The organism is Sphingobium lactosutens DS20, from assembly GCF_000445105.1.
GTDB classification, from domain to species: Bacteria; Pseudomonadota; Alphaproteobacteria; order Sphingomonadales; family Sphingomonadaceae; genus Sphingobium; species Sphingobium lactosutens.
The window spans coordinates 95,986-104,265 of record NZ_ATDP01000081.1 but is presented as its reverse complement, the minus strand read 5'-3'; the positions used below and the strand labels follow the sequence as shown (position 1 = coordinate 104,265).

Annotated in this window: 7 protein-coding genes; 6 read left to right on the top strand and 1 reads right to left on the bottom strand. The window is 65.3% G+C overall.

Annotation, left to right across the window (positions count from 1 at the left end; translation table 11 throughout):
* Positions 1-58 precede the first annotated feature (58 nt).
* Genes RLDS_RS38270 through RLDS_RS38245 form a run of 6 tightly spaced genes read left to right on the top strand, consistent with a single transcriptional unit; the run spans position 59 to position 7,720 of the window.
* Positions 59-757 (top strand): DUF4159 domain-containing protein, encoded by a 699-nt coding sequence (locus RLDS_RS38270; protein WP_021225710.1) that lies wholly within the window; start codon positions 59-61, stop codon positions 755-757.
* A 37-nt stretch (positions 758-794) separates the two neighbouring features.
* Positions 795-1,784: an AAA family ATPase gene (locus RLDS_RS38265; protein ID WP_021225709.1), complete on the top strand. Its 990-nt coding sequence runs from the start codon at positions 795-797 to the stop codon at positions 1,782-1,784.
* Between the two features lie 11 nt (positions 1,785-1,795).
* Positions 1,796-2,683 (top strand): DUF58 domain-containing protein, encoded by an 888-nt coding sequence (locus RLDS_RS38260; RefSeq protein ID WP_021225708.1) that lies wholly within the window; start codon positions 1,796-1,798, stop codon positions 2,681-2,683.
* Between the two features lie 5 nt (positions 2,684-2,688).
* Complete coding sequence (locus RLDS_RS38255; protein WP_021225707.1) at positions 2,689-3,834, top strand: BatA domain-containing protein; 1,146 nt, start codon at positions 2,689-2,691, stop codon at positions 3,832-3,834.
* Positions 3,831-5,930: a DUF4175 family protein gene (locus RLDS_RS38250; protein WP_021225706.1), complete on the top strand. Its 2,100-nt coding sequence runs from the start codon at positions 3,831-3,833 to the stop codon at positions 5,928-5,930. The genes RLDS_RS38255 and RLDS_RS38250 overlap by 4 nt, the downstream gene beginning before the upstream one ends.
* Positions 5,927-7,720 (top strand): hypothetical protein, encoded by a 1,794-nt coding sequence (locus RLDS_RS38245; RefSeq protein WP_021225705.1) that lies wholly within the window; start codon positions 5,927-5,929, stop codon positions 7,718-7,720. Before RLDS_RS38250 ends, RLDS_RS38245 begins: the two co-directional genes overlap by 4 nt.
* Here the strand turns inward: RLDS_RS38245 and RLDS_RS38240 are convergent.
* On the bottom strand, positions 7,696-8,154 hold the full coding sequence (locus tag RLDS_RS38240) for a hypothetical protein (protein WP_031297935.1): 459 nt from the start codon (positions 8,152-8,154) through the stop codon (positions 7,696-7,698). The two genes, RLDS_RS38245 and RLDS_RS38240, sit on opposite strands and share 25 nt — an antisense overlap.
* Positions 8,155-8,280: the final 126 nt, after the last annotated feature.

The window sequence follows — 8,280 nt, the reverse complement described above, 5'->3', positions numbered from 1 at the left end:
TCCGTCTGGCTTCGCCAGACACCTCCCCTTCCAGGGGAGGATCGGCTGACTTTGACACATGACGCGCGCCGACTTTCTCCGGCTGATGGCGGGCGGTCTCTCCGGCACGATGCTGGCCGGGCCGCTGTCCGCGGCAACGGGCGGATATGATTTCTGGTTTACCCGGTTGCGCTACGATTCAGGTGACTGGGACGTTGACCAGCGCACCCCATCCAACATCATCACATCGCTCATCGATTACACCACCCTGCGCGTCGACCCCAAGGAGCATGTGATCGCGCTGTCCGACCCGCGCATGCTGACCGCGCCTTTCTGCTATATGGCCGGCCATAAGCTCGTCGAATTTTCGCCGGCCGAACGTCATAACTTCGAACGCTATGTGCGAAGTGGCGGCTTTGTCATGGTCGATGATTGCAACCATGACATTGACGGCCTGTTCGCCCGATCTTTCGAAGCCCAGATGGCCAAGATCTTCGGCCCCAAAGCCATGATCGAACTGCCCGACAGCCATGGTATCTACCGCAGCTTCTTCAAATTCGACGGGCCGCCCAACACCGCGCTCGAACTCAATGGCTGGGGCGACGACCTCGTCCATGAATATCTCAAGGGCATAGAGGTCAACGGCCGCCTGGGCGTTCTCTACAGCAACAAGGATTATGGCTGCGAATGGGACTATGATTGGCGCAACAAGCGTTTCCTGGCCGAAGATAACACGAAATTCGCCGTCAACATCGTGATGTACGCGCTGTCGGTGTGACTTTCCAATTGCGCGTCAAACAAGGGCCATCACTATCATGACCGAGCTTACCGAAGCCGATATCCAGGCACGCCTCGCACGCCTCACCGACCTGCGCGCCGCCATTGGTCAGGCGATCGTCGGCCAGGCCGATGTCGTGGAGCAGCTTTTGATCGGCCTTCTGGCCGGCGGCCATTGCCTGCTCGAAGGCGTTCCGGGCCTGGGCAAGACGCTGCTCGTCCGCTCGCTGGGCGAAGCGCTGAAACTTGATTTTCGCCGCGTGCAATTCACGCCCGACCTGATGCCCAGCGACATATTGGGCACGGAATTGCTGGAGGAGGACCATGGCACCGGCCATCGCAGCTTCCGTTTCCAACAAGGCCCGATCTTCACCAACCTGCTGCTGGCCGACGAACTCAACCGCACGCCGCCCAAGACCCAGGCCGCGCTGCTGGAGGCGATGCAGGAAAAGACCGTCAGCTATGGCGGCGTCACGCATCAGCTTCCCCGCCCTTTCTTCGTGCTGGCAACCCAGAACCCGCTGGAGCAGGCGGGCACCTATCCCCTGCCCGAAGCGCAGCTCGACCGCTTCCTTCTTCATGTCCGCGTCGATTACCCATCCGAGGAGGAGGAACGGGCGATCCTGGCCCAGACCACCGGCACGGGCGGCGGCGCAGTGCCGATGGTGATGGCTGGTGAGGAAGTGCTGGCGCTGCAAGGGATGGTGCGCGACGTTCATCTCAGCGACGAACTGCTTGGCTGGGTCACGCGCATCGTCCGCGCCAGTCGCCCGGGCGAAGCGGCGTCCGAAGACATTCGCAAATATGTCAAATGGGGCGCCGGGCCTCGCGCCGGCCAGTCGCTTATCCTCTGCGCCAAGGCGCGGGCCTTGCTCCACGGCCGCCTCGCAGCCACGCGCGAGGACATTGCCGCGCTGGCTGCGCCGGTGATGCGCCACCGCCTGCTGCTCTCTTTCGCGGCAGAAGCCGAGGGTCGCAGCGCCGACGACGTTGTCGCTGCGCTCGTCCGCGCGGTTCCGTTGGCCTGATCCGCCCCGCCATGGTCGATTTCCTGCCTACAGACGTGCGCAGCCGCCTTCGCGGCCTTCGCCTCGTCACGCGCCGGGCGGTGGGGTCGCATGGCATCGGCCTGCATCAAAGTCATAGCCGGGGCGCGGGCCTCGAATTCGCACAATATCGCGCGTACGAACCGGGCGACGAACTGCGCCAGATCGACTGGAAGCTGTACGCCCGCTCCGACAAATTCTTCGTGCGTGAGGCCGAGCGTGAAAGTCCGGTCGCGGTCTGGATTCTGATCGACGCCAGCGCATCGATGGATCAGCGCGACACCACCCGGCCCGATTACAGCCGCCTTGACGCTGGCAAGGCGATCGCCGCGGCCGTCGCAGAGCTTGCGATGCAGCAGGGCGATCGGTTCGGCTTCATGGCGCTCGGCGACACGGGCCTTCGCCTGCTGCCCCCCGCGACAGGATTGCGCCAGCGCGATCGCATGATGCTGGAGTTGCTGGACGTCAGCGCCGGTCGGGTCTTTGCTTCGGGTGAACAGCTTGGCCCTTTGTGGGAAAGGGTCGGCACGCATGATCTGGTGATCCTGCTCAGCGATTGTTTCGACGAACAAGCCGTTGCCCTGGCGGAAAAGCTGGCTTTGGCAGGGCGCGAGACACTGGTTATCGAAATGCTGACGGTCGCCGAAAGGGATTTTCCCTTCGCCGGCGGCTATCGGTTTCGCGACCCGGAAACCGGCGAGGAACTGCTGGCGGATGGCGCCGCGCTCCGCACCGAATTTCTGGCGCGCTTTGGCGCGGCACGGGAAGCGCTGCACGCCCGTCTGGATGCCGTCGGCATAGGCCATGTGACGCATGTGCTGGATGAGCCGGTCGATCTGCCTTTGCGTCGCCTGTTCTCGGCGCAGGGCACGGTGGGCTAAGCGCGATGGGTTTCGGTCTCTTATTTCCCGCCGCGCTGGCTGCGCTGGCCGCGTTGATCGTTCCGCTCGTCATCCATATCGCGCGCCGCAGCGAGCAACAGCCAACTGACTTCGCCGCGCTGCGCTGGCTGCGGCAGAGGCCTCGCCCTCGGTCGCGCTTGCGGTTCGACGAATGGCCTCTGCTGCTCGTCCGGCTGGCTTTGCTCACGCTGCTTGCGCTTTTCCTCGCAAGGCCCGTGCTGTGGGGCGCTGCCAATGACTCCCTCTATGTCGCGGTCATTCCCGGCGCCGGGATCGACCCCACCGCTTATCCCGAAGCCCGTCTTCACTGGCTTGCGCCCGGTTTCCCGAAAATCGACACCGAAGAGCCGCGTGGTCCCTTTCCCGTCGCCAGCCTGATCCGGGAACTGGACGCTGATCTGCCGCAGGGTGCCGCCCTTACCATCGTCACCCCTCAAATCATCAGCGGCGCGGACGCCGATCGCATCAGGCTGTCACGCACGGTGACTTGGCGCATTCAGCCGGGCGCCATGCCGTCAAGCCCTCCCGCCAAACCGCCTGCGACATCTCTTGCGATACGCCATGACAGGGCGCATCAGGATGGCGCACGCTATCTGCGCGCGGTCGCCAAGGCGTGGCAGACTGAAAAGGAAGCCGCTTCCGATAGTGGCGATCTGACCGCCCCCCTTCCCGATCGTCGCCGGGCGCTCGCGTGGCTGGGGGCTGGCGCAGTCCCAAAAAGCGTTGAGGACTGGACCTCTCAGGGCGGCACCTTGCTGCTGCCCCATGATGCCCGCTTGCCGGAAAATGTCCGTTTCGTCAGCGTCTGGCGCGACAAGCAGGGCTTGCCTCTGGCCGAAGCCGCGCGTCTTGGCCAAGGCTTCGTCCTTCGTTTGACGCGCCCGCTCCGCGCCGATGCCATGCCGCTGCTCCTAGACGCGGATTTCCCGGCCCAACTGCGCGATGCCCTTTACCCGGCACCCAGCCCACCGGATCGCGTTGCCGCCCGCGACTATGCGCCTTTGCCGGGCGCGCACGCCTATGACCTGCCGCCACAACCGCTGACGCCCTGGCTTGCCTTGCTCATCGCCCTGCTCTTCGGCGTCGAACGCTGGTTGGCGACCCGACGCAGCCGGAACCCGTCGCCATGAGCGCCGAGAGTCTTTTTGCACAATGGGTCGCCCCGGCGCGCCGGCGGTCGGTCCTTGATATAATTGGCCTCGCCCTGCCTGTCCTTGCCGCACTTTCGGCTATGGCCTGGCGCGTCTTCGGCCCTTCTGTCGCGCTCGCGATGGCTGTGCTCGGGGTCGGACTTGCGCTGCTCATCGCCCGCAAACGGGCCATTAGCCATGACCGCGCCTGGCTCATCCGCCGCCTGGATGCAACCCGCCCGGACCTGGAGGACAGCAGTGCCCTGCTTTTCCTCCCCCCTGCGATACCGACCCCCCTTCAGGCGCTTCAGCGCGCACGGATCGCCGATCGCCTCGACCAAGGGTCGCCGCACGACCTCGCTGCTCCTTGGTCAAGGGGGTGGTTGATTGCACTGTCGTGCGCAGCCGTCCTCATCGTCGTCGCCATGGTGCTGTGGCCGCGCCCCGGCGAAGGTCCGCCGCCCCTTGCGCCCAGCCAGGAAGGCATCGCCGCCGCGCCCGGCCTTCCGCGACTGATTGCCCAAAATCTCCGCATCCTGCCACCTGCCTATACCGCGCTTCCCAAGCGCGACTCCGCCAGGCTTGATGCGCAAGCGCCGCTCGGTTCGCGGCTGGAATGGACCTTGCGATTTGATCCGGCAGCAGAGGCCCCCCGCCTGTTGCTGGTCGATGGCAAGCCGGTAACACTTCGCCGCGATGGCGATAGCTGGATCGCAGGCATGACGCTGGATCGGTCCTTCCTGTACCGGGTCGATGCCGCCGCCGGTCGCGGCCCTACCCCGCCGCTTCATCGCATCGATGCGCTACCCGACAACCCGCCGCAGGTGAAAGCGCTCAGCCCGGCGTTAACCCTCGTAAAGCCGGGCCAACGCATCTGGACTCCAGCCTTTGCCGCGACCGATGATTATGGAGTGGCAGCATCCGCCCGCTTGCGCGTCACGCTTGCCATTGGCGAAGGCGAAAATGTGACCTTTTCCGAACGAGAAATTCCCGTCAGCGGCACCGGCGCAGCCCGCGATCGCCGTTTCGCCCCCAGTCTCGATTTTGCACGCTTCGGCTTTGCAGCGGGCGGGGACATGGTGGTGCAACTCATCGTCCGCGACAATCGCAGCCCCAGCCCGCAGGAGGTGCGCGGCCCCAGCGTCATTCTGCGGTGGCCATCGGCCCGCGCGCCGGAAAGCAGCGGATTGGAAGGCATGGTGAACACCACCCTGCCCGCCTATTTCCGCAGCCAGCGTCAAATCATCATCGACGCCGAAGCCCTTCTCAAACGCAAGGGCAGCCTCTCGGCCGATCGCTACCTCGCCAATTCCGGCACGATCGGCAACGATCAGCAAATCCTGCGCGGCCGCTACAGCCAGTTTCTTGGCGGCGAAGAGGAGGGCGAACCCACGCTGCCAACCGCCGATGCGCAGGGTCATTCGGATGGGGATGGCCACGATCATGGCCCGCCCGCCAAAGCGAGCGCAGGTTTCGGCGCCCCCGAAGATGTGCTGGCGGAATTTGGCCACCCTCATGACGAATCCCCTGCCTCCAGCCTCGACCCGGAAACGCGTGCGATCCTGAAAAAAGCGGTCGATGAAATGTGGGGGTCGGAACGCGAACTCAAGCAGGGGCGGCCAGACCTTGCCCTGCCTTATGCCAACCGCGCCCTGCGTTTCATCAAGGAAGTGCAGCAGGCAACACGCATCTTCCTGTCGAAAGTCGGCCCTGAACTTCCGCCCATCGATCCTAGCCGCCGCATGACAGGCGAGCGGGACGGCATTGCGAGCCGGACGCTTCCCCTTGCAGGCGTCAAAAGCAGCGATGGCCCCGCCGCATCGGCATGGCGTGCGCTGGAGGGCAGCGCCGCTCCCGACCTGACAGCGCTTGGGAACTGGGTCCGCGCCAATGAAGGGCGGCTGCCCGATCCGCTGGCGCTCACCGCCGCAATCGACACCCTGCGCCAAAGCCCGCGCTGCGCAGCCTGTCGCGCCCGTCTGCAATCCCTGCTCTGGACCGCCATGGAACGACCGATGGGCCAAGCCTTGCCGAGGCGACGTCCCGACGACATGGGCGCCCGCTATCTGCAAATGATAGGGGGGGGCGGTTCATGAGACTGGAGCATGTCACTGCCGCGATCCTGGCGATCGCCGTCCTGATTTCAGCCATTCGCCTCATCCTGTGGAATCGCGCATCGCCCCATCCGCGCTGGCCGCGATTCGTCGCGTTGCTCGTCTTGCAACCCACCTGCGCCGCATTGCTGTTCATGACTTTGTACCCGCCGCCGATTCCGGTCGAGAGCGGCGCTCTCATCATTGCGACCGCCGGCGCCCCTCGCTTCACCCCCAATTCTGGCGCACCCACGCTGGCCCTGCCGGAAGCCGGCCCTATCCAGGGCGCCGAGCATGTGCCCGATCTCGCCACCGGCCTGCGCCGCCATCCGGAGGCTCAGCGCATCACGGTGCTGGGGTCTGGCCTCACCCCCCGCGACATTGAGGCCGCATCGGGCCTTGCCGTGCGCTTCGACCCGCCCGCTCAAGGAAGCGGTATCCTGTCCCTGACACCACCAACTGCCGCCGCTCCCGGAGAAAGCTTCGATGTGGGCGCCACAGTCTCACCGACGAACAATGCAATCGTCGAATTGCTCGATCCGGCCGGACGCGTGACGGACAGGACAACGCCCGATCAGCAGGGGCATGTGCGCCTGACCGGCACGGCGCGCGCCGCAGGAAACAGCCTCTTCACCTTGCGTGTTCGAATCAAGGATCGCACCGTTGCGCAGGCGTCGGTCCCGCTGGTCGTCCTGCAGCCAAAGCCGCAGCGCCTCCTGCTCCTTGCCGCAGCGCCTGGACCTGAAATAAAATATCTTCGCCGCTGGGCCACCGACGCAGGGTTCGACGTCATGAGCCAGATCAGCGCAGGCGGCGGCATCTCGCTGGGGGATGCCCCGATCGCCATCAATGCCGCCACGCTCGGCCGATTCGACATCATTGTGATAGATGATCGAAGCTGGGCGGCGCTGGGCGGCCAGCGAACCGCCCTCATGGCCGCGGTGCGCAACGGCCTGGGCCTGATACTTCGCCCCACCGGCCCGCTGGACGCCGCGACTCTATCCCAGTGGCGCAATTTGGGGTTTGCCCTCACCGGCGCCAACAGCATTGCCCCTCTGGCCCTGCCAACAGCGGGCCCTGCCCCTATTGCGCGCACGCGCCTTGGCATCCCGACTGAAATTTTGCCGGATGATCTGCGTTTGCCTGCCGATTTCCTTCCGGACGTCAGCCGTCTGGCGCTCTCGCCCTTGGGCGGAACGTCTGCGGCCCTGCTGCACGATGCGGGCGACGCGCCCATTGCTGCGTGGCGGCCGCAGGGACGAGGGCGTGTCGCGCTTTTTACCGGCATCGACAGCTACGCGCTCGTTCTTACCGGGCGAACGCCCCTTTATGACGACTGGTGGAGAGGCCTCATTCGCGCGGTCGTCCGCCCCGCACCAAGGCTCGCCTCACCCCCAGCGATCAGTTGGGCAGGCGAACGTGTAGCGCTGTGCGGAACTGCTCCGCGCGCCTCCGTCGAGCAGCCCGACGGTCGCGCTATTGCTCTGCAACCCGTTGCGGATTGCGCCGCGTTCTGGCCTGCGCAGCCGGGATGGCATCGGCTCGTCACAAAGGCGGGAAGCATGTCCTTCTACGTCCAGCCGGACGATGCCCTGACCGCCATGAAAAGCATTCGTAACAGGGACGCAACAGCGTTGCTGCGCGGCGGCCCGACAGCCGCCGCCGAAGCGACGCGGCAAACGCCTGGTCCCGCCTGGCCCTTCGCGGCCGCCTGGCTGTTGGTGAGCGCCCTGCTCTGGTGGCTGGAGCGCAGCCGAATCGGCAGGGCTCAGCCGGCCCGGTCCAGCATGTAGAAATCACGCAGCGCCCGCGCATCGTGCAGTGCATTGTGCGGCACGCGGCTGTTGGCGGCCGCGCTGAAGCCCGCTGCGTTGATGAGTTCCAGCTTCAGGCCGAAATCGACGCCCGCCATCCGTCCCGGCCCCGTCACCAACAGCGCGCAAAAATGCGCCAGATCCTCCGGCCAGTCCGCGATAATCACCGGGTCGGAATCGCCGGCCAGATAGGCCGCGACGAGGTCGGCCGCCTCGACGCGATCCAGCTCATGATCGATACCCGGCGGCACATGGCGAAGATAAGGAATGACGTGCCCTGCCACCCACGGCTCGATCACTTCGGGCAACGGCAGCGAAACATAGCATTCCTGATCGCCATGTTCGGGAACCAGGGCAACGCTGATCAGCGTGCCGCCAAAACCGTTAAATTCTGTGTCGAGAAAATAGCGCATGGAAGGGAAATTTGCCTGTGTCGATTCGGGGGGGATGAGCGGCGGATAGCATCGCCGGCGCCGGTCGGCCAAGCACCGGTCCAAACGCGCGACGGCCTGTAGCATTTGCACGACGCAAGCCAAGCT

Bases quoted from the DNA above. Each gene is read 5' to 3' on its own strand.
- RLDS_RS38270 (WP_021225710.1), top strand. From the start codon at position 59: ATGACGCGCGCCGACTTTCTCCGGCTGATGGCGGGCGGTCTCTCCGGC.
- RLDS_RS38240 (WP_031297935.1), bottom strand. From the start codon at position 8,154: ATGCGCTATTTTCTCGACACAGAATTTAACGGTTTTGGCGGCACGCTG.
- RLDS_RS38265 (WP_021225709.1), top strand. From the start codon at position 795: ATGACCGAGCTTACCGAAGCCGATATCCAGGCACGCCTCGCACGCCTC.
- RLDS_RS38260 (WP_021225708.1), top strand. From the start codon at position 1,796: ATGGTCGATTTCCTGCCTACAGACGTGCGCAGCCGCCTTCGCGGCCTT.
- RLDS_RS38245 (WP_021225705.1), top strand. From the start codon at position 5,927: ATGAGACTGGAGCATGTCACTGCCGCGATCCTGGCGATCGCCGTCCTG.
- RLDS_RS38250 (WP_021225706.1), top strand. From the start codon at position 3,831: ATGAGCGCCGAGAGTCTTTTTGCACAATGGGTCGCCCCGGCGCGCCGG.
- RLDS_RS38255 (WP_021225707.1), top strand. From the start codon at position 2,689: ATGGGTTTCGGTCTCTTATTTCCCGCCGCGCTGGCTGCGCTGGCCGCG.